Source organism: Stenotrophomonas sp. NLF4-10, assembly GCF_022359915.1.
Lineage (GTDB): Bacteria > Pseudomonadota > Gammaproteobacteria > Xanthomonadales > Xanthomonadaceae > Stenotrophomonas > Stenotrophomonas daejeonensis.
This window is the reverse complement of the sequence record NZ_JAKSEE010000003.1, coordinates 2,051,828-2,070,996: the sequence shown is the minus strand read 5'-3', so window position 1 is coordinate 2,070,996 and position 19,169 is coordinate 2,051,828. Positions and strand designations below refer to the sequence as shown.

At 68.6% G+C, this 19,169-nt stretch carries 18 protein-coding genes; 10 read left to right on the top strand and 8 right to left on the bottom strand.

Features of this window, described 5'->3' with window-relative positions; genetic code table 11:
• Positions 1-139: 139 nt before the first annotated feature.
• From MIC98_RS09705 to MIC98_RS09670, 8 genes are all read right to left on the bottom strand, one after another.
• Positions 140-616, bottom strand: a complete 477-nt coding sequence (locus MIC98_RS09705) for a GNAT family N-acetyltransferase (RefSeq protein WP_057641617.1) — start codon at positions 614-616, stop codon at positions 140-142.
• Positions 613-3,093 (bottom strand): NAD-dependent DNA ligase LigA, encoded by a 2,481-nt coding sequence (gene ligA, locus MIC98_RS09700; RefSeq protein WP_239737012.1) that lies wholly within the window; start codon positions 3,091-3,093, stop codon positions 613-615. The genes MIC98_RS09705 and ligA overlap by 4 nt, the downstream gene beginning before the upstream one ends.
• A gap of 144 nt (positions 3,094-3,237) precedes the next feature.
• Positions 3,238-3,978: a cell division protein ZipA gene (gene zipA, locus MIC98_RS09695; protein WP_057641615.1), complete on the bottom strand. Its 741-nt coding sequence runs from the start codon at positions 3,976-3,978 to the stop codon at positions 3,238-3,240.
• A gap of 48 nt (positions 3,979-4,026) precedes the next feature.
• Positions 4,027-7,530: a chromosome segregation protein SMC gene (gene smc, locus MIC98_RS09690; protein ID WP_239737011.1), complete on the bottom strand. Its 3,504-nt coding sequence runs from the start codon at positions 7,528-7,530 to the stop codon at positions 4,027-4,029.
• A gap of 360 nt (positions 7,531-7,890) precedes the next feature.
• Positions 7,891-8,340 (bottom strand): 50S ribosomal protein L9, encoded by a 450-nt coding sequence (gene rplI, locus MIC98_RS09685; RefSeq protein WP_057642110.1) that lies wholly within the window; start codon positions 8,338-8,340, stop codon positions 7,891-7,893.
• A gap of 118 nt (positions 8,341-8,458) precedes the next feature.
• Positions 8,459-8,689: a 30S ribosomal protein S18 gene (rpsR, locus tag MIC98_RS09680; protein WP_002804494.1), complete on the bottom strand. Its 231-nt coding sequence runs from the start codon at positions 8,687-8,689 to the stop codon at positions 8,459-8,461.
• Positions 8,690-8,700: 11 nt separating this feature from the next.
• The gene (gene rpsF, locus MIC98_RS09675; protein ID WP_057642111.1) at positions 8,701-9,135 is read right to left on the bottom strand and encodes a 30S ribosomal protein S6; all 435 of its coding nucleotides are present in this window, start codon (positions 9,133-9,135) and stop codon (positions 8,701-8,703) included.
• 169 nt (positions 9,136-9,304) lie between these two features.
• Complete coding sequence (locus tag MIC98_RS09670) at positions 9,305-9,643, bottom strand: iron-sulfur cluster assembly accessory protein (RefSeq protein WP_057640791.1); 339 nt, start codon at positions 9,641-9,643, stop codon at positions 9,305-9,307.
• Positions 9,644-9,792: 149 nt separating this feature from the next.
• Here MIC98_RS09670 and asnS point away from each other — a divergent pair, with 149 nt between their 5' ends.
• The 10 genes from asnS to MIC98_RS09620 all read left to right on the top strand — a co-directional run bounded on the left by asnS (position 9,793) and on the right by MIC98_RS09620 (position 18,908).
• Positions 9,793-11,187, top strand: a complete 1,395-nt coding sequence (gene asnS, locus MIC98_RS09665) for an asparagine--tRNA ligase (protein ID WP_239737010.1) — start codon at positions 9,793-9,795, stop codon at positions 11,185-11,187.
• A 99-nt stretch (positions 11,188-11,286) separates the two neighbouring features.
• Positions 11,287-11,592 carry a hypothetical protein gene (locus tag MIC98_RS09660; RefSeq protein ID WP_239737009.1) on the top strand — a complete coding sequence of 102 codons (306 nt, stop codon included), beginning with the start codon at positions 11,287-11,289 and terminating at the stop codon, positions 11,590-11,592.
• Entirely contained in the window at positions 11,589-11,903 is a 315-nt protein-coding gene (locus MIC98_RS09655; RefSeq protein ID WP_239737008.1) for a hypothetical protein, read from the top strand. The genes MIC98_RS09660 and MIC98_RS09655 overlap by 4 nt, the downstream gene beginning before the upstream one ends.
• 6 nt (positions 11,904-11,909) lie before the next feature.
• Positions 11,910-12,536, top strand: a complete 627-nt coding sequence (locus tag MIC98_RS09650; protein ID WP_239737007.1) for an FMN-binding negative transcriptional regulator — start codon at positions 11,910-11,912, stop codon at positions 12,534-12,536.
• Positions 12,537-12,613: 77 nt separating this feature from the next.
• Positions 12,614-13,276: a carbonate dehydratase gene (gene can, locus MIC98_RS09645; RefSeq protein ID WP_239737006.1), complete on the top strand. Its 663-nt coding sequence runs from the start codon at positions 12,614-12,616 to the stop codon at positions 13,274-13,276.
• A gap of 23 nt (positions 13,277-13,299) precedes the next feature.
• A complete protein-coding gene (locus tag MIC98_RS09640; RefSeq protein ID WP_239737005.1) occupies positions 13,300-13,806 on the top strand; it encodes a 3-hydroxyanthranilate 3,4-dioxygenase in 507 nt (168 codons plus the stop codon).
• Positions 13,807-13,986: 180 nt separating this feature from the next.
• The gene (gene kynU / locus MIC98_RS09635) at positions 13,987-15,261 is read left to right on the top strand and encodes a kynureninase (protein WP_239737004.1); all 1,275 of its coding nucleotides are present in this window, start codon (positions 13,987-13,989) and stop codon (positions 15,259-15,261) included.
• Positions 15,262-15,279: 18 nt separating this feature from the next.
• The gene (locus MIC98_RS09630) at positions 15,280-16,653 is read left to right on the top strand and encodes an NAD(P)/FAD-dependent oxidoreductase (RefSeq protein ID WP_239737003.1); all 1,374 of its coding nucleotides are present in this window, start codon (positions 15,280-15,282) and stop codon (positions 16,651-16,653) included.
• Between the two features lie 132 nt (positions 16,654-16,785).
• The gene (sbcB, locus tag MIC98_RS09625) at positions 16,786-18,225 is read left to right on the top strand and encodes an exodeoxyribonuclease I (protein ID WP_239737002.1); all 1,440 of its coding nucleotides are present in this window, start codon (positions 16,786-16,788) and stop codon (positions 18,223-18,225) included.
• Complete coding sequence (locus tag MIC98_RS09620; RefSeq protein WP_239737001.1) at positions 18,222-18,908, top strand: DUF2461 domain-containing protein; 687 nt, start codon at positions 18,222-18,224, stop codon at positions 18,906-18,908. The genes sbcB and MIC98_RS09620 overlap by 4 nt, the downstream gene beginning before the upstream one ends.
• Positions 18,909-19,169 lie beyond the last annotated feature (261 nt).

Below are 19,169 nucleotides of genomic sequence, written 5' to 3'. Positions count from 1 at the left end.
GCAAAAACCGGCCGTGCGCCACCCTGCGGGCGGCTTCGCCGTGAATAACGCCTGTCCTGTCGTTTTTTCATGGCGCACCTCCCTGTGCGCCACCCTTCGGGCGGCTTCGCCGTGAAAAACAGCTGTCCTGCTGTTTTTTTCATGGGTGCAGCCCCTTCGGCACGGCGGCCAGCGGCAGGGTGAGGATGTCGCGTGCATCGTCGCGATAGCCCTCGGACAGGTACAGCGCCTTGGCTCGCGCATTGTGGTGGTTCACTTCCAGCCGCATCACGCTGGCGCCCTCGACGATCGCCCAGTCGCGCGCCAGCGCCAGTGCCTGCCGGCCCCAGCCACGGCCGCGCGCGGCCGGCGCCAGGTACAGCTCGTCCAGCAGCACGAAGCGGCCGCCCTGCTCCACGCTGAAGCACCAGCCCAGGGTGATGTAGCCGGCCTCGGCCACGTCGTCGCCTTCCAGCAGCAGCACCGCGCCGCAGGCCGGTTCGGCCAGCAACTGGCGCAGGCCCGGCTCGACCAGCACCGGGTCATAGGCGATGCGGTCCTCGTCGTAGAACGCGCGCAGCATGGCGATGATGCGCGGGAAATCCGCAGGCGCGGCAAGCCGGAAGCGCAGGTTCATGGTTGTTGTCCGTGTTCGGCGAGAAAGGCGAGCAGGCGCTCTTCGTCCCACACCTCCACGCCCAGCTCGACGGCCTTGTCCAGCTTGGAGCCGGCCTCGCTGCCGGCCACGACGAAGGCGGTCTTCTTCGACACGCTGCCGGCGACCTTGGCGCCCAGCGCCTCCAGCCGCGCCTTGGCGGCATCGCGGGTCAGCCGCACCAGCGTGCCGGTCAGCACCGCGGTCCTGCCGTCCAGTGGTCCGGCCGGTTGCGCGGCCAGTTCCGGCGCCAGTTGCAGCAGTTCCCGCATCCTTTCCTCGCCCTTGAGCAGCAACTGACCGTGGTTGTCGCCCTCCAGCCATTGCGCCAGCCCGCGCGCGGTGTCCTCGGGCAGGCCGGCGGCGACGAAATGTTCCGGCTCGGCGTCGAGTATCTGCTGCGCCGACGGCATCGCCGCCACCAGCTTCTCGGCGCGCAGGCGGGTGATGCCGGGGATCTCGGCCTCGACCAGCAACTGCGCCAGGTCCAGCCCGTCGCGCAGCTTCGCCGATGGCAGGTGGCTGTCGCGGATGCGCACCTGCCCGACCTTCAACAACGCGTCGAGGGCCTGCTGGTTGCCTTCCTGTTCGAAGAAATGGCCGAGCGAACGCGCCACCTCGCCGCCGATGTCGGGCACGCGCTTGAACAGCGGCCACGGCAGCTGGCGGATCAGCTCCAGGTCGCCGAACCATTGCGCCAGCGCCTTGGCGGTGCTTTCGCCGACGTGCTCGATGCCGAGCGCGAACAGCAGCCGTTCCAACGTGGCGTCGCGGCTGGCGTCGATGGCGGCGATCAGGTTGTCGGCCCACCTGGTGGCGATCTTCTTCGTGTTCCATTCGAAGGCCACCGGCAATGCCAATGCCTGCGCGCGCCAGTTGGCGGCGTCGCCGTCAAGCCGGAGAACGGCGTTGAGCACCGCGCCGCTGCCTTCGGCCGGCAGGTGCGGCTTGAGGCTGGCCGCCAGCGCCGACGGATCGGCGGCATCGAGCACCAGCTTCAGGTGCAGCAGCTGGTCACGGCTGAGCCGGTACAGGTCGGCCACGCCGCGGACGATGCCGGCATCGACCAGGGTTTCGATGTAGCGGTCGCCCAGCCCATCGATGTCCATCGCCCGCCGCGAGGCGAAATGGGCGATGGTTTCCTTGCGCTGCGCCGGGCAGCTCAGCTCGCCCGAGCAGCGCCACGCCGCCGCGCCCTCCTCGCGCACGATCTCCGCGCCGCATACCGGGCAGGCCGCCGGCATCGTCCACGGCTGCGTGCCCTCGGGGCGGCGTTCGGCAATCACGCTGACCACTTCCGGGATCACGTCGCCGGCGCGGCGCACGATCACCGCATCGCCCACGCGCACGTCCAGCCGCGCGATCTGGTCGGCGTTGTGCAGGGTGGCGTTGGTGACGGTGACGCCGGCCACCTGCACCGGCTGCAGGCGCGCCACCGGCGTGGCCGCGCCGGTGCGGCCGATCTGGATCTCGATGGCCTCGACCGTGGTGGTCTGTTCCTGTGCCGGGAACTTGTGGGCGATGGCCCAGCGCGGCGCGCGGGCGACGAAACCCATCGCCTGTTGGCCGTCGCGGTCGTCCAGCTTGTAGACCACCCCGTCGATATCGAACGGCAGGCCATCGCGGCGCGCGCCGATGTCGCGGTAGTAGTCGAGCAAACCATCCGCGCCTTCGACCACCCGGCACAGGTCGCTGACCGGGAAGCCCCAGCGGTCCAGCTGCGCCAGCGTGGCCGAATGCGTGGCCGGCAGCTCGCCGCCGCCGACCTCGCCGGTGCCGTAGGCATAGAAGCTCAACGGCCGCTGCGCGCTGACCTTCGGATCGAGCTGGCGCAGCGAGCCGGCCGCGCCGTTGCGCGGGTTGGCCAGCACCTTGCCGCCGTGCAGGCGCGCCTGCTCGTTGTATTTCTCGAAGTCGGCGCGCGGCATGTAGACCTCGCCGCGCACCTCCAGCACCGCCGGCCAGCCTTCGCCGTCGAGCCGGTCGGGGATCACCCTGATCTGGCGCAGGTTGGCGCTGACGTCCTCGCCGGTACTGCCATCGCCGCGGGTCGCGCCCTGCACGAACACGCCGTTCTCGTAGCGCAGGCTGATCGCCAGCCCATCGAGCTTGGGCTCGGCCGAGAACAGCAGCTGCGCCCGGCCAAGGCGCTCGTCGATGCGGCGCACGAAATCGCGTACCTCCTCCTCGCTGAAGGCATTGCCCAGCGACAGCATCGGCACCGCGTGCACCACCTCGGCGAAGCGCGAAGACGGCCTGCCGCCGACCTGGTGGCTGGGCGATTCCACGCTGTCCAACTGCGGGTGCGCCGCTTCCAGCGCTTCCAGTTCGCGCATCAGCGCGTCGTATTCGGCGTCGGGGATCAGCAGTTCGTCGCGCTCGTGGTAGGCGCGCGAGGCCGTGGAAAGCTGCTGGCGGAGCTCGCTGATGCGCTGGCGGGCGGTGGCGTCGGAAGTCATGCGCCGATTTTAACCGCGCGGCGTGATGCATCGGCCACGGCGTAGGTCGGGGCTACGGCCCCGACGTTCCATGTCCGATATGCAGAGCGTCGGGGCCGTAGCCCCGACCTACTCGGGCATCAGGCATGGGGGCCGGTCCCGGCCCTACCAGCGCGGCGGCTTGCTCAGCGGCGGCGCCTGGTGCTGGCGGTCGTAGGCGCGCAGTTCGTCGCGGATGTGGGCGATGCGCTGGCGGCCCAGCGCATTGCGGCTGTCATCCAGCACCACGCCGTCGAGCAGCTCGGCCATGCGCTGCACGGTGGGCAGCATCTTTTCCCAGGCGTCGAGCGCGGTCAGCGGCGCCGGCAGGGTCAGGAAAAAGGCGATGGCCGGGGTTTCCATCTCGCGGATGCGGGCCATGTCGAAGCTGCCCGGCTTCATGATGCTGGCCATGCTGAACACCGGCCCGCGCTCGGGATGGCCTTCCAGCAGCCGGTGGAACACGTTCATGTAGCCGAACACCAGCCCGGTCTTCTCCGCGGCGACCACGATGTCCTCGCCACGCAGCACCTGCCCGGCGCGCGCGGCCACGTACAACGAGACGATCTTGTCGAAATCCTGGTTGGCGCGCTTGCCCAGCTCGCTGCCCCCGGATGGCTCCACTTCCGGCAGCCCCAGTTCGGGCTGGGTCACGTCCCCGTCCGGACCGGCACCTTCCCCGCCTTCGGCGGGTTCGCCATCGCCGTCGCCGGCGAACATCGGCTCGCGGCGCGTCCGCTCGCTTTCGGCAGGCTCGCGGCGCTTGCCCTGCGCCGGCTTCTTCGGCCGGCCGAACAGGAAGATCGCCGCGATCAGCAGCAGCCCGGCAGCCAGGATGCCGATGCGCAACAGAGCCATGTCGGACATGCGGTGGTGTCTCCGGTGAACGTGTTCAGGTCGGCAAAGAATGGCACGTCAGGCCGCGCCCGCCAAACGCGCGGCCTCTTCCAGATCGACGCTGACCAGGCGGCTGACGCCCGGCTCGCGCATGGTCACGCCGGAGAGCTGGTGCGCGGCCTCCATCGTCGCCTTGTTGTGGCTGACGAACAGGAACTGCACCTTCTCGCTCATCTCCTTGACCATGTTGGCGAGGCGGCCGACGTTGGCCTCGTCCAGCGGCGCGTCCACCTCGTCGAGCAGGCAGAACGGGGCCGGGTTGAGCTGGAAGATGGCGAACACCAGCGCCACCGCGGTCATCGCCTTCTCGCCGCCGGACAGCAGCGAGATGCTGGACACGCGCTTGCCCGGTGGCCGCGCCATGATCGCCACGCCGGTATCGAGCAGGTCCTCGCCGGTCAGCTCCAGATAGGCGTGGCCGCCGCCGAACAGACGCGGGTACAGCGCCTGCACGCCGGCGTTGACGCGGTCGAAGGTGTCCTTGAAACGGCCGCGGGTCTCGCGGTCGATCTTGCGGATGGCCTCTTCCAGCGTTTCCAGCGCGGTGGTCAGGTCCACGTTCTGCGATTCGAGGTATTCCGAACGCTGCGAGGCCTCGCCGTATTCGTGGATGGCCGCCAGGTTGACCGGTTCCAGCCGGCGCATGCGCGCATCGATCTGCTGCACCGCCTGTTCCCACTCGCCGATGCGGGCCTCGTCGGGCAGCGTGTTGACCACGTCTTCCAGCACGAAGCCGGCCTTCTCCACCGCCTGCTGCAACTGCTCGGCGCTGAGGACCAGTGCCTGCTGGTCGAGCTTGCGCTGGGAGATGCGCTCGCGCTGCGCCAGCGCCTGTTCGTCGCGCTGGTGGCGGGTCTGTTCCAGCCCGCGCAGTTCGGCGTCGATGCCGTCCAGCTGCGTGCGCGCCTCGGCCAGCACCCGCTCCACGCGCACGCGCTCGCCCAGTGCGTTCTGGTGCTCGACCTCCAGCGCCTGCACCGGGGTATCGCCCTGGTCCAGTTGAGAGTGCAGTTCGCCCAGCCGTGAATCCAGCTGCCCGCGCTGGGTGCTCATGCGCTCCAGCGACTGCGCCAGCGAAGTGATCTGCGCGCGCTGCGATTCCAGCGTCAGCGCCAGCGCATGCATGCTGTCGCGCACGTTGCGCGCGGCGTCGCGGGCCAGGTCGCGGGCCTCGGTCAACTGGCGGCGCTCAGCCTCCAGCGCCTGCCGGGTGGTTTCCAGGTCGCCCATGCTGGAGACGGCGTCCTCCAGCCGCACCCGTGCCTCGCCGGCCTGCTCGCGGCAGTTGTCCAGCGTTTCCAGCACCTGCGCCATCTCGCCTTCGATGCGGTCGATGCGCGCGCGCGCCGATTCCAGCTTGCCGCGCTGGCCCTGCAACTGCCCGGCCAGTTCCGACACGCCGCGATGGGCCAGGTACAAGGTGCGCTGCGCTTCCTCGCGCTGCTGCTCGGCGGCCAGCAACTGTTCGCGGAACGTGCCGAGCTGGCGCTCCAGTTCGCCTTCGCGCTCGTGCAGGCCCTCGATCTGCTCGCGCAGGGTGACGATCTCGCGTTCGCGCAGCAGTGCGCCCTGCTTGGCCGCACCCGAGCGCGACACCCGCACCCAGCCTTCGCCGAGGCGTTCGCCACCGCGGGTGATGACCGAATCGTTCTCGCCCAGCGTGCGTTGCAATTCGCGCGCGGCGGTCAGGTCCTCGGCGCCATGCAGGCGCGCCAGCAGGCGGCGGATCGCCAGCGGCCCCTGCACCCGCGCGGCCAGCGAGGTCGGCACGAAGTCGGCCTCGCCCTCGGCGCCGGATACCAGCGCGATGCGGCCTTCGCCGAGTTCGCCCAGTGCATCGACCAGGGTTTCCGGCGCATCCACCAGCACGCCCTCGATCAACTGGCCGAGCGCGCTTTCCACCGCGTTCTCCCAGCCGCTTTCGACGCTGATGCGCTCGCCGACGCGCGCGGCCGAATCCAGCCCGCGCGCCTTCAGCCATGCCACCGCCGCGCCCTGCTCCTGACCCAGCGCGGCCTGCTGCAGGGTTTCCAGCGACGACAGCCGGCCGCGTGCAGCCTGCGCCTGCTTGCGCACCTCGGCCAGTTCGGCCTGGCTGGCACGCTGCCGTTCCTGCAATGCCGTGGCCGCTTCCTTGCGTTGCTCGACCTGCTCGTTCAGCTCGTCCAGCGCCGCGGTCTGCGACTCGTGCTGCAACTGCAACTGCTCGAATGCCTCGGCCAGCGCGTCAACATCCAGCCCGGCGCGTTCGCCGGCCAGCGCCTCGCGGCGGCGGTCGGCTTCGAGGATCTGCCGGTCGAGGTAATCGACGCGGGTACGTTCCACCTCGCCCGAGCGGGTGGCCTCGGACGCATTGCGGTTGTGCGCCTCCCAGCGCTGCTGCCAGTCATGCAGCGCGGTTTCGGCCTCGCGCAGCCCTTCCTGACGGAACTCGTTCTCTTCCTGCAACTGCTCCAGCTGCGGCTCGGCATCGGCCACCGCCTCGCGCAGCACCACCAGCCGCGCCTCGTCGCTGCCGATGTGCTGGCCCAGCTCGGCCAGCGCCTGCCGGGTTTCGTCGCGCGCCTTGTGCAGGCGCTGCGCCATCTCGCGCTGGTGCTGGATCTGCTGTTCCAGCCGCGCCAGCGTGCTGCCGACCTGGTAGACGTCGGCCTGCGCGCGGGCCAGGGTTTCGGACGCCTCCTCGCGGCGCAGGCGCCCGGTCTCGATGCGGCTCTCGGCATCGCGCTGCTCGGCGATCAGCTGCTGGAGCTTGGTCTCCTCGCGCGACAGGGCTTCGCGCAGGCCGCCCAAACGGCCATCCAGGTTGCGGTATTCCAGCGCCTTCCACTCGGCGTCCTTGACCCGGCGTTCTTCCTGCAGGGTCTGGTACTGCTCGGCCTGCCTGGCCTGCCGGCGCAGGTGTTCGAGCTGCTTGCCGATCTCCTCGCGCAGGTCGTTGAGTCGGTCGAGGTTCTCGCGAGTGTGGCGGATGCGGGTTTCGGTCTCCTTGCGCCGCTCCTTGTACTTGGAGATGCCGGCGGCCTCTTCCAGGTAGACGCGCAGGTCCTCGGGCCGGGCCTCGATGATCTGGCTGATCATGCCCTGCTCGATGATCGAGTAGCTGCGTGGGCCGAGGCCGGTGCCGAGGAACAGGTCGGTGATGTCGCGGCGCCGGCACTTGGTGCCGTTGAGGTAGTAGTTGCTGCTGCCGTCGCGGCTGACCAGGCGCTTGACCGAGATTTCGTTGAACGAAGCGTACTCACCGGCGATGGTGTGGTCGGAGTTGTCGAAGATCAGCTCGACCGTGGCCTGCGACACCGGCTTGCGCCCGGCCGAGCCGGAGAAGATCACGTCGGTCAGCGAATCGCCGCGCAGGCGGCTGGCCGAGCTTTCGCCCATCACCCAGCGCACCGCGTCGATGATGTTGGACTTGCCGCAGCCGTTGGGGCCGACCACGCCGGTCATGTTGGTCGGCAGGTGCAGGGTCGTGGGATCGACGAACGACTTGAAACCGGAAAGCTTGATCGTGGATAGGCGCATGGGGCAACAGGGTTCCAGTGCCGGGCCGGTCGGGCGGCACCGTTGGGTTTTCCGGGGGGAATCAGGGCTTGGGAAACAGCAGTCTGCAGGGAGTATAAGCCCCTCTCCCGCCGGGGCGAGGCCGCACGGCTTGCGCACCAAGAGGTGCGCGTGCGGTTGAGCGCCCACGCCGCTGGCGTGGGCCGGGGCGCGGAGCGGGGGTTGGGGTGAGGGTACGGGCAAAGCCCCGCAATGCCCGCTACACGGGCTTCGCCCCAACCCTCATCCGTCCCTTCGGGACACCTTCTCCCAGAGGGAGAAGGGATAAAAAGAACGGGCGCCTTTCGGCGCCCGTTCCGGTACAGCGTGCTTCCGCGGGGATCAGGCGTCGGCTTCGACGATGACCTTGACGGTGGCTTCCACGTCGGCGTGCAGCTTGATGACGACGTCGTACTCGCCGACGGCACGGAAAGCGCCTTCGCCGAGGATGACTTCGCTCTTTTCCAGCGGCAGGCCGGCGGCGGTGAAGGCCTCGGCAATGTCGCGCGGGCCGACCGAGCCATACAGCTTGCCTTCGGTCGAGGCGTGCGCACCGATGGTGACGCTGGCATCGGCGAACTTGGCGGCGCGGGCCTCGGCCTCGTCGTGGGTGGCCTTGGCCTTGGCTTCGTACTCGGCACGCTTGGCCTCGAAGGAAGCGACGTTGGCCTCGGTGGCCGGCACGGCCTTGCCCTGCGGCACGAGGAAGTTGCGGCCGTAGCCCGGCTTCACGTCGACCAGGTCGCCGAGGTTGCCGAGGTTGGTCACTTTCTGCAGGAGAATCAGCTTCATGGTGGTGCTCCGTTATTCGTTAGCGGGGCGCATGACCCCGCAACGCTTGCTGTCCGAATGGACGGGGAAAGATGCACGGGAGACGGAAGGCGCAATGCCCCGCCTCTCGTTGCCGCACTCAGACGTCGTGGTTGTCCGTGTACGGGATCAGCGCCAGGAAACGGGCACGCTTGACCGCCGTGGCCAGCTGACGCTGGTACTTGGACTTGGTGCCGGTGACGCGGCTCGGCACGATCTTGCCGTTCTCGGTCAGGTACTGACGCAGGGTGTTGAGATCCTTGTAGTCGATCTCCTTCACACCTTCGGCGGTGAACTTGCAGAACTTGCGGCGACGGAAGAACTTGGACATGGGTGTGCTCCTTATTCGGCGGAAGCGGCTTCTTCGCCGGCTTCGTCATTGGTGGAGGAAGTGGCACCCTCTTCGTCGTCGCGACGACGGCGCTCGCCACGCTCGGGCTTGTCGCCCTTCTCGTCCTTGCTCTTCATGATCAACGACTGCTCGGTGTCGGCCTCGTCACGCTTCATGACCAGGTTGCGCAGCACGGCGTCGTTGAAGCGGAAGCTTTCGGTCAACTCGTTCAGCACCGACTGGTCGGCCTCGATGTTCATCAGGACGTAGTGGGCCTTGACCAGGTTCTGGATCGGGTAGGCCAGCTGGCGGCGGCCCCAGTCTTCCAGACGGTGGATGGTGCCGTTGCCGTTCTCGACCAGCGCCTTGTAGCGCTCGATCATGGCCGGGACCTGTTCGCTCTGGTCCGGATGGACCAGGAACACGATTTCGTAATGACGACTCATGTTTTTCTACCTTTCGGATGTGGCCCGCGCGGGCCGGACAGCCCCCCGCCGTGGATCGCGGTGGGGCAAGGACTCCCGCACCGGGGCGCAGGAAGCCGGTAATTATCCACTGGAAAGTGGTTCCAGGCAAGTTCGCCGGGCCGGCGGCATTGCCGGCTCGCGCCCGGCCCTAGCGGTGGGCGGCGTCGGTGGTGAAGCTTTCGCCGCACCCGCACTCGGCCGAGGCGTTCGGGTTGCTGAAGGTGAACGCCTCGCTCAGCCCCTGCTTGCCGAAGTCGATCTCGGTGCCGTCCACCAGCGGCAGGCTGTCTGCATCGACGTAGATGCGCACGCCGTCCTGCTCGAACACGGTGTCGCCCTCGCGCTGCTCGCGCGCCAGGTCGGTGACGTGGCCCCAGCCCGAGCAGCCGGTGCGGGCCACGCCGAAGCGCAGGCCCAGCGCGCCCGGCGTCTGTTCGATGAAACGCTGCACGCGGGCGAAGGCGACGGGGGTCAGGCGGACGGCCATGAGCAAACGACTCCAGCTAATGAGGTGGCAATTATAGGAAAAGCCGGCGGCCACAAGCCCAACGGACCGGAAACACCTCGCCTGCCCGGCCACGCAACCGCTAGAATCCTGCCTCTACAGATCGAGTCGTTCAGCAGAGGATTCAAGTCATGACGGTGGTCAGCGTTGCACATGCCCTGGCCGGGAAGATCCCGGAAGGCGGAGAAGTCACGGTCCGTGGCTGGGTGCGCACGGTGCGCGGCTCGGCCGGGCTGGCCTTCGTCAACGTCGGCGACGGCTCCGGCTTCGCCCCGATCCAGGTCGTGGCCACCGATGCGCTGGCCAACTTCGACGACATCAAGCGCTTGACCCCGGGCTGCTCGGTCATCGCCAGCGGCAGGCTGGTCAAGTCGCAGGGCAAGGGCCAGGGGCTGGAGATCCAGGGCGAGAGCCTGGAGATCGTCGGCTGGGTCGAGGACCCGCTGACCTACCCGATCCAGCCCAAGCCGATGTCGCCGGAATTCCTGCGCGAGGTCGCCCACCTGCGCCCGCGCACCAACCTGTTCGGCGCGGTCACCCGCATCCGCGACTGCCTGGCCAAGGCGGTGCACCGCTATTTCCACGAGAACGGCTACTACTGGATCAGCACGCCGATCATCACCACCTCCGACGCCGAGGGCGCCGGCCAGATGTTCCGCGTTTCCACGCTGGACATGGCCAACCTGCCGCGTACCGGCGATGGTGAAATCGACTTCAGCCGCGACTTCTTCGGCAAGGAAACCTTCCTGACCGTGTCCGGCCAGCTCAACGTCGAGGCCTACGCGCTGGCGCTGAGCAAGGTCTACACCTTCGGCCCGACCTTCCGCGCCGAGAACAGCCACACCACCCGCCACCTGGCCGAGTTCTGGATGGTGGAGCCGGAAATCGCCTTCGCCGACCTGGCCGAGGACGCGCGGGTGGCCGAGGAATTCCTCAAGTACCTGTTCCGCGCGGTGCTGGCCGAGCGCGGCGACGACATGGCCTTCATCGCCGAGCGCGTGCAGAAGGACGCCATCACCCGGCTGGAGGCGTTCGTCAACGCGCCGTTCGAGCGCATCGAATACAGCGACGCCATCGCCCTGCTGCAGAAGTCCGGCCGGAAGTTCGACTACCCGGTCGAATGGGGCCTGGACCTGCAGACCGAGCACGAGCGCTGGCTCACCGAGGAACACGTCGGCCGCCCGGTGGTGGTGACCAACTACCCCGAGCACATCAAGGCGTTCTACATGCGCCTGAACGACGACGGCAAGACCGTCGCGGCGATGGACGTGCTGGCCCCGGGCATCGGCGAGATCATCGGCGGCAGCCAGCGCGAGGAGCGGCTGGACGTGCTCGACGCGCGCATGGCGCAGTTCGGCCTCGATCCCGAGCACTACCAGTGGTACCGCGACTTCCGCCGCTACGGCTCGGTGCCGCATGCCGGCTTCGGCCTCGGCTTCGAGCGGCTGGTGGTTTACGTGTGCGGGCTGAGCAACATCCGCGACGCCATCCCCTACCCGCGCGCGCCGGGTTCGGCGGAATTCTGAGGAATTGAACGTGAGGAGTGAGAGGAATACGAACCCTGCACCCGTGAGCAGCCCCGGCTGTTCTTCGCTCCTCGTTCTCCTTCACTCACCGCTGCCCTGATGGTCCTGTTCTTCGCCCTGTGCTTCGTCGGCGTCGCCATCGCCGGCTTCAGCGCGTTCCTGATCTTCTGGCCGCTGACGCTGGTCCATGTCCGCGACCGCCATCCCGTCCTGGCCAGCGAATTCGGCGAAGGCGCCTTCCTCAAGCCCGGCTGCCTGCGCTGGCTGCTGGCCGGCGGTTTCAAGGCAGTCGCCGACCGCTCGCTGAGTGGCCTCGCCACCCCCGCGCGCATCGCGCTGCTGGTGATGCTCGGCGGGCTGGGCATGGCCCTGTTGTTGTGGATCCTTTCGCAGGTAATCAAATGAACGATTCCGACACCTCCACCGACCAGTGGTGGCTGGCCAGCCTCGGCACCACCCTGGTCTGGGCCCGCCTGCGCGTGCGCCCGGCCGGCACCGCCGAGGTGCTGGACAGCGACGGCACCACCCTGAGCTACGACAGCGAGGACACCGCCCGCGCGCAGCTGTTCGACGCCGAGTTCGTCGCCTTCGACGGCCTGGACGAGGAAGACGCGCTGATGCGCGGCTTCTCGCTGCACGAAGTGCAGCCGCCGCGGGCCGCCAGCGACGAGGAACTGCGCGCGCGCATGGTGCAGTCGCTGGGTGGGCGCGCTTGACGGCCGATGTTCACCCCGCGCGCCTTCGTCGAGCATGACCTGGCCTGGCTGGACCGCCTGCTGGCACGCGACCCGTTCGTCACCCTGCTGACCACCGGCGCCGATGGCCTGCCGGAGCTGACCCGCCTGCCGGTGCTGTACCGGCGCGATGGCGAGCACATCGAGCTGCAGGGGCACTGGGCCCGGGCCAATCCGCAGGCCCGACATGCCGGCATCGCGAAAGTGCTGGTCGATGGCCCGCATGGCTACGTGTCCGCAAGTTGGTATCCGGACAAGGAAGCGGCCGCACGCGTACCGACCTGGAACTACGCCAGCGCCGAGCTGCGTGGCCACTTGCAGCCGTTCGACGACGAGGATGCACTGGCGACGCTGGTCGCCTCGCTCAGCGACCGCTTCGAGGCCAGCGTCGGCCAGCATTGGCGCTTCGAGCCCGAACGCGACGACCAGCGTCGCCAACTGCGCGGCATCGTCGGTTTCCGCTTCCGGGTCGAACAGGCCCAGGTCAAGCTGAAGCTGAGCCAGAACCATCCGGACGCCAACCGGGAGGCCGTGATCGCCGCGCTGGAACGACAGCCGGCCCCTGCTTCCCGCGAACTGGCGCAATGGATGCGCTGGCACCAGAGCACCGGCTGAAACCGGAGCGCTCTCCCACGACGACGCGACCGGGTGTGCCGCGCCATTCCCCCACCCCACCACAGGGACAATCGACAATGAAAGACATCCGCATGCTGCTGCAGAACAACCGCGACTGGGCCGACCGCATCGAGCAGGAAGACCCGGAGTTCTTCAGCCAATTGTCCCGGCAGCAGCACCCCGAGTACCTGTGGATCGGTTGTTCGGATTCGCGCGTGCCAGCCAACCAGATCATCGGCATGGCGCCCGGCGAGGTGTTCGTCCACCGTAACATCGCCAACGTGGTGGTGCATACCGACCTGAACTGCCTGAGCGTCATCCAGTACGCGGTGGACCAGCTCAAGGTCAAGCACATCCTGATCGTCGGCCACTACGGCTGCGGCGGCGTGCATGCCAGCCTCAACGACGTGCGCATCGGCGTGGCCGACAACTGGCTGCGCCACGTCGGCGACGTCGCGCAGAAGCACTCGGCCATCCTCGACGCGATCGACGACCCGACGCTGCGCCATGCCCGCCTGTGCGAGCTGAACGTGATCGAGCAGGTGGTCAACGCCTGCCGCTCGACCATCGTGCAGGACGCGTGGGCGCGTGGACAGAAGCTGATGGTGCACGGCTGGGTCTACAGCCTGAAGGACGGCCGCGTGCGCGAGATGGGCATCGACGTCGGCGGCCAGGAGGAACTGCAGCCGGCCTACGAACGGGCGCTGTCCTTCGTGCCACGCCAAGGCCGCCGCGACTGACCCTTCCCTGCCCGGAGCCGACCATGCTTGCCTCGCCGATCAACCTGCAGGGCTGGATCGAGGAACACCGCCACCTGCTCAAGCCGCCGGTGGGCAACCGGATGATCGACAACGGCGACTTCATCGTGATGGTGGTCGGCGGCCCCAACTCACGCACCGACTTCCATTACGACGAAGGCCCGGAGTGGTTCTACCAGCTCGAAGGCGAGATGGTGCTCAAGGTGCAGGAGGACGGCGCGGTGCGCGACATCCCGATCCGCGCCGGCGAGATCTTCCTGCTGCCGCCGCGGGTGCCGCATTCGCCGCGGCGCCCGCCCGGCGGCATCGGCCTGGTGGTCGAACGCAAGCGCCTGCCGCACGAACTCGACGGCGTGACCTGGCATTGCGAGCAGTGCAACCACAAGCTGTACGAGGAGTTCTTCCACCTCGGCAACATCGAGATGGATCTGCCGCTGGTGTTCGAGCGCTTTTACTCTTCGCTGCAACATCGCACCTGTGAGGAATGTGGCGCGGTGCATCCGTTGCCATGACCCATCCTTCTCCCTCCGGGAGAAGGTGCCCGAAGGGCGGATGAGGGGCGAACGCAGTTCATGATGGTTGAACCATCGTGACTCCGTTGCCCCTCACCCCAACCCCTCTCCCGCAGGGAGAGGGGCTACCTCGCACTCCCAGCGTTACACTGCCGCATCATTCTCGATGCCCATGCAGCAATGAACGACCTCCTGTCCCCGGCCCATGCCGCCGCGCTCGATGCGGCCGATCCGCTGCGCCAGTTGCGCGACCAGTTCCTGATCCCGCAGCACGACGGCGCCGACCAGGCCTATTTCGTCGGCAACTCGCTCGGCCTGCAGCCGCGCGGTGCGCAGGCGATGGTGCAGGAGGTGCTGGACCTGTGGGCGCGGATCGCGGTCGAAGGCCACTTCACCGGCCCCACGCACTGGATGAACTACCACCGGCTGGTGCGCGACTCGCTGGCGCGCGTGGTCGGCGCGCTGCCGGTGGAAGTGGTGGCGATGAACACGCTGAGCGTGAACCTGCAGCTGATGATGGTCAGCTTCTACCGCCCCACGGCCGCGCGCCCGGCGATCCTGATGGAAGCCGGCGCCTTCCCCACCGACCGCCATGCGGTCGAGTCGCAGATCCGCTTCCACGGCTTCGACCCGGCCGCCGACCTGATCGAGGTGCAGCCGGACGAGGCCAACGGCACGATCTCGATGGGCGCGATCGAGCGCGCCATCGCCGAGCACGGCAAACGCGTGGCGCTGGTGCTGTGGCCGGGCGTGCAGTACCGCAGCGGGCAGGTGTTCGACCTGGACGCGATCACCCAACTCGCACGCGCGCAGGGCGCAAACGTCGGCTTCGACCTCGCCCATTCGGTCGGCAACGTGCCGTTGACCCTGCACGATACCGCGCCCGACTTCGCGGTGTGGTGCCACTACAAATACCTCAATGGCGGCCCCGGCGCGGTGGCCGGCTGCTTCGTGCACGAGCGCCACGCGCGCGATGCATCGCTGCCGCGCTTTGCCGGCTGGTGGGGCCACGAGCAGGCCACGCGCTTCCAGATGGCGCCGGAGTTCGTGCCCGAACTGGGCGCCGAGGGCTGGCAGCTGAGCAACCCGCCGGTGCTGGGGCTGGCGCCGCTGCGCGCCTCGCTGGAACTGTTCGACCAAGCCGGCATGCCGGCGCTGCGCGCCAAGTCGCTGCAGCTCACCGGGCACCTGGAAGCGCTGGTGCTGGCGCGCCTGTCCAACGTGCTGCAGATCGTCACCCCCACCGAACCGGAACGCCGCGGCTGCCAGTTGTCGCTGCGCGTGGCCGGTGGCCGTGCGCAGGGCCGGGCCCTGTTCGAGCACCTGCAATCGAAGGGCGTGCTCGGCGACTGGCGCGAGCCGGACGTGATCCGCATTTCCCCGACCCCCATGTACAACCGCCACGACGACATCCTCCGCTTCGTCGCGGAGGTGGAAGCCTGGGCAGGCCTCTGAACCCACGGAACCCTCGACTTGACCGCTTCCCCCCCGCGTCACCTGACCCTGATCGGCGCCGGCCTGGCCGGCTCCCTGCTCGCTATCCTGCTGTCGCGCCGTGGCTGGCGCATCACCGTCTACGAGCGCCGCGGCGATCCGCGTGTCGCCGACTACGAGAGCGGCCGCTCGATCAACCTCGCGCTGGCCGAGCGCGGCCGCAACGCGCTGCGCCAGGCCGGCGTGGAAGAAGCGGTGATGGCACGCACGGTGATGATGCGCGGGCGCATGGTGCACCCGCGCGACGGCGGCACGCCGCAGTTGCAGCGCTACGGTCGCGACGATAGCGAAGTGATCTGGTCGGTGCACCGCAGGGACCTCAACATCACCCTGCTGCAACTGGCCGAGGACGCCGGCGCCCGCTTCCATTTCCACCGCCGCCTGCACACGGTGGATTTCGACGCCGGCTATGCGCGCTTCATCGACGACCGCGACGACAGCCCGCACGACATCCACTTCGACACGCCGCTGGTTGGCGCCGACGGCGCCGGCTCGGCGCTGCGCGCGGCGATGAACCGCAAGTCGCCGCTGGGCGAGCGCACCGAATTCCTCGACCATTCCTACAAGGAACTGGAAATCCCGCCCGCGGCCGATGGCGGCTTCATGATCGAGGCCAACGCGCTGCACATCTGGCCGCGCGGCCGCTACATGTGCATCGCCCTGCCCAACGACGAGGGCACCTTCACCGTCACCCTGTTCCTGCCCAACGAAGGCGACCCCGGCTTCGCCACGGTGCGCAGCGGCGCCGAGGCCGAGGCCTTGTTCGCCCGCGAGTTCGCCGACGCCCTGCCGCTGATCCCCGATCTGCGTCGCGACTGGGAGCGGCACCCGCCCGGCCTGCTCGGCACCCTGCACCTGGACCGCTGGCACCTCGGCGGCAAGGCGGTGCTGCTGGGCGACGCCGCGCACGCGATGGTGCCGTTCCACGGCCAGGGCATGAACTGCGCGTTCGAGGACTGCGTGGCGCTGGCGAACCTGCTGGAAGCGCACGACGACACCGCGCACGCCTTCGCCGCGTTCGAAGCCGAGCGCAAGCCCAACGCCGCGGCGATCCAGCAGATGGCGCTGGACAACTACCTGGAGATGCGCGACCACGTCGCCGATCCCGCGTTCCTGCTGCAACGCGAGCTGGAGCATGAACTGCAGCGGCGCTGGCCGACCCGCTTCGTGCCGCACTACACGATGGTCACCTTCCTGCACACGCCCTACGCGGTGGCGCTGCAACGCACACGGCTGCAACAGCGCATCCTCGCCGAAGCCACCGCCGGCCACGCCACGCTGGAACGCATCGACTGGGCCGCGCTGGAAGCCATCATCCATGCACGCCTGCCAATACTCGAAGGCGCCCATTGAAGACCCTGCCCACCGCAGGTCGGGGCTACGCCCCCGACGCCGCGCACCGGCATGGCGAAAGCCGTCGGGGGCGTAGCCCCGACCTGCGAAACAACGCATCCTTTCCCTGTCTGACGCTGCATTCCTCCGGCCATGCCTGACACCTTCCTGTTCTACGACCTCGAGACCTTCGGCCAGGACCCGCGCCGCACCCGCATCGCGCAGTTCGCCGCGGTGCGCACCGACGCGCAGCTGCAGGTGATCGACGAGCCGGTCAGCTTCTTCGTCAAGCCCGCCGACGACCTGCTACCCTCGCCCATCGCCACGCTGATCACCGGCATCACCCCGCAGCGCGCACTGGCCGAAGGCATCAGCGAGGCTGAGGCCTTCGCCCGCATCAACGAGCTGATGGCGCGCCCGCAGACCTGTACGCTGGGCTACAACACCCTGCGCTTCGACGACGAGTTCGTCCGCCATGGCCTGTTCCGCAATTTCTTCGATCCCTACGAGCGCGAGTGGCGCGGCGGCAACTCGCGCTGGGACCTGCTGGACATGCTGCGGTTGGTGCACGCGCTGCGCCCGGACGGCATCGTCTGGCCGCAGCGCGAGGACGGCGGCACCTCGTTCAAGCTGGAACACCTGGCCGACGCCAATGGCGTGCGCGAGGGTGACGCCCACGAAGCGTTGTCGGACGTTTACGCCACCATCGGCATGGCACGGAAGTTCAAGCAGGCGCAACCGCGCATGTGGGACTACGCGTTGAAGCTGCGCGACAAGCGCTTCGTCGCCGGGCTGCTCGACGGCGTGGCGATGCAGCCGGCGCTGCACATCTCCATGCGCTATCCCGCCACCCGCCTGTGCGCGGCACCGGTGCTGCCGCTGGCCACGCACCCGCACATCAACAACCGGGTGATCGTGTACGACCTGGACAGCGACCCGCAGCCGCTGCTGGAGCTGTCGCCGGAGGAAATCGCGCAGCGCCTCTACACCCGCGCCGCCGACCTGCCCGAAGGCCAGCAGCGGGTGCCGCTGAAGGAAGTGCACCTCAACAAGGTACCGGCGCTGGTCGCGTGGAACCACCTGCGCGCTGCCGATTTCCAGCGGCTGGGCATCGACCCGGACGCGGTCGAAGCCCGCGCCGCACAGTTGCGCGCGGCCGGCCCGCAACTGGCCGAAAAGGTCCGCCGGGTCTTCGCCCGCGAGCGCCCCGCAGACGGCCCGGCCGATGCCGACGGCGCGCTGTACGGCGGTTTCCTCGCCGACGGCGACAAGCCGCTGTTGGCCAAGGTCCGGACCAGCCCGCCGGAGGCGCTGGCGGAACTGGAGAATCGCTTCCGCGACCCGCGCCTGCCGGAGCTGCTGTTCCGCTACCGTGCGCGCAACTACCCGCAGACGCTGGATGCCGGCGAACGCACCCGCTGGGACGACTACCGCCGCCATCGCCTGCTGCAACCGGGTCTCGGCGAGCAGAGCCTGCCCGACTATTTCGCGCAGATCCGCACGCTGCGCGAGGAACACCACGACACCCCCGCTCCCTTGGCCCTGCTCGACGCACTGGAACAATGGGGCCAGCAACTGCAGCCATCGCCATGAGCCGATATTTCAGCGACGCCAGCTTCAAGTTCCTGCGCAACCTCGACCGCCACAACGACAAACCGTGGTTCGCCGAGCACAAGCACGAATACGAGGAACACGTGCGGCAACCGTTCCTGCGCCTGATCGCCGACCTGCAACCCGACCTGGCGCAGGTCAGCACGCATTACCTGGCCGACCCGCGCACCGTCGGCGGCTCGCTGTACCGCATCTACCGCGACACCCGCTATTCCAACGACAAGGCGCCGTACAAGCCGTGGCAGGGCGCGCGCCTGTACCACGAGCGCCGCAAGCAGGTGCCCGCGCCCTCGTTCTATGTCCACCTGCAACCGGGCGCAAGTTTCATCGGCGCCGGCCTGTGGCACCAGGAGCCGGACATCCAGCGCCGCGTGCGCCAGTTCATCTTCGACAACCCCGGCACCTGGAAAGCCACCGCGCATGCCCCGGCGCTGCGCAGGCGCTACGGTTTCGAGGACAGCGAAATGCTGGTGCGGCCACCGCGCGGTTTTCCCGCCGACTTCGAGTTCATCGACGACCTGCGCCACCGCAACTGGGTGCTGCTGCGCCACGTGGACGACGCCGGCATGACCAGCCCGCGCCTGCGCCAGACCATTGCCGCCGACCTCGCCGCGCTGGGCCCCTTCGTCGATTACCTGTGCGCCGCGCTGGACCTGGAGTTCTGAACGGCACGCGACACGATGGCCGCTGCCGGAAAGCTGCATGGCATTGCGCCCTCCGGCCGGCCGCCACCCGAGCGGGAACGCCTCGCTTCGTTGCATCGATGAGGCAACGCCGGCACACCGATGCGTGCATGAACCCGCCAACATCCGCAAAGTGCTAGCATGTCCCACGCAGGCGATGCCTGCTCCGCGCGTTCCGCGCAGCCGCCTTTGCAGTTGCACGCTCCGCTTCCCTTCATGTGGCAACCGCTCGCCGAGAGCGCC

Bases quoted from the DNA above. Each gene is read 5' to 3' on its own strand.
- MIC98_RS09705 (WP_057641617.1), bottom strand. From the start codon at position 616: ATGAACCTGCGCTTCCGGCTTGCCGCGCCTGCGGATTTCCCGCGCATC.
- ligA (WP_239737012.1), bottom strand. From the start codon at position 3,093: ATGACTTCCGACGCCACCGCCCGCCAGCGCATCAGCGAGCTCCGCCAG.
- zipA (WP_057641615.1), bottom strand. From the start codon at position 3,978: ATGTCCGACATGGCTCTGTTGCGCATCGGCATCCTGGCTGCCGGGCTG.
- smc (WP_239737011.1), bottom strand. From the start codon at position 7,530: ATGCGCCTATCCACGATCAAGCTTTCCGGTTTCAAGTCGTTCGTCGAT.
- rplI (WP_057642110.1), bottom strand. From the start codon at position 8,340: ATGAAGCTGATTCTCCTGCAGAAAGTGACCAACCTCGGCAACCTCGGC.
- rpsR (WP_002804494.1), bottom strand. From the start codon at position 8,689: ATGTCCAAGTTCTTCCGTCGCCGCAAGTTCTGCAAGTTCACCGCCGAA.
- rpsF (WP_057642111.1), bottom strand. From the start codon at position 9,135: ATGAGTCGTCATTACGAAATCGTGTTCCTGGTCCATCCGGACCAGAGC.
- MIC98_RS09670 (WP_057640791.1), bottom strand. From the start codon at position 9,643: ATGGCCGTCCGCCTGACCCCCGTCGCCTTCGCCCGCGTGCAGCGTTTC.
- asnS (WP_239737010.1), top strand. From the start codon at position 9,793: ATGACGGTGGTCAGCGTTGCACATGCCCTGGCCGGGAAGATCCCGGAA.
- MIC98_RS09660 (WP_239737009.1), top strand. From the start codon at position 11,287: ATGGTCCTGTTCTTCGCCCTGTGCTTCGTCGGCGTCGCCATCGCCGGC.
- MIC98_RS09655 (WP_239737008.1), top strand. From the start codon at position 11,589: ATGAACGATTCCGACACCTCCACCGACCAGTGGTGGCTGGCCAGCCTC.
- MIC98_RS09650 (WP_239737007.1), top strand. From the start codon at position 11,910: ATGTTCACCCCGCGCGCCTTCGTCGAGCATGACCTGGCCTGGCTGGAC.
- can (WP_239737006.1), top strand. From the start codon at position 12,614: ATGAAAGACATCCGCATGCTGCTGCAGAACAACCGCGACTGGGCCGAC.
- MIC98_RS09640 (WP_239737005.1), top strand. From the start codon at position 13,300: ATGCTTGCCTCGCCGATCAACCTGCAGGGCTGGATCGAGGAACACCGC.
- kynU (WP_239737004.1), top strand. From the start codon at position 13,987: ATGAACGACCTCCTGTCCCCGGCCCATGCCGCCGCGCTCGATGCGGCC.
- sbcB (WP_239737002.1), top strand. From the start codon at position 16,786: ATGCCTGACACCTTCCTGTTCTACGACCTCGAGACCTTCGGCCAGGAC.
- MIC98_RS09620 (WP_239737001.1), top strand. From the start codon at position 18,222: ATGAGCCGATATTTCAGCGACGCCAGCTTCAAGTTCCTGCGCAACCTC.